The sequence below is a fragment of the Oleiphilus sp. HI0123 genome (assembly GCF_001635315.1).
The window spans coordinates 1-397 of record NZ_LWGE01000035.1 but is presented as its reverse complement, the minus strand read 5'-3'; the positions used below and the strand labels follow the sequence as shown (position 1 = coordinate 397).

The 397-nt window shown below is 41.6% G+C and carries 1 protein-coding gene; it reads right to left on the bottom strand.

Annotation, left to right across the window (positions count from 1 at the left end; genetic code table 11):
• Positions 1-207 precede the first annotated feature (207 nt).
• Positions 208-397, bottom strand: a 190-nt coding sequence (locus tag A3761_RS00435; RefSeq protein ID WP_304439557.1) for an MBL fold metallo-hydrolase RNA specificity domain-containing protein, incomplete at its 5' end; no start/stop codon positions are given.

Below are 397 nucleotides of genomic sequence, written 5' to 3'. Positions count from 1 at the left end.
TCCTGAAATAAATGAAATGCGCGGCGCAATAGGCATGCGAAACGCCATCATTCATGACGACCTTAACCTTGATTGGAAAAAGTTAGAAGCCATACTTGCAAAGCAAAAATACTATAATGTGAAAGATTATATCAGCCTACTCTGTTCTGCACTTCTTAGCGAATAGCGCGTTTTTTTAATACCTTTTCTATGGCTACGTTACTCTCTTTAAGGAATACTTAAACCTACCCCTTCCCCCAATAATTCCCGTAGCGCCTGTTTTAAAGCCTTCTTCGCGTCATCATCACCATGAACAATTCTTATTTCTGAAGGTTTGGCTTTCATACCTTGTACAAAGTTCAGCAAGTCTTCCTGACCTGCATGCGCAGAGTAACCCGAGATCGTATGTACAGCGGCA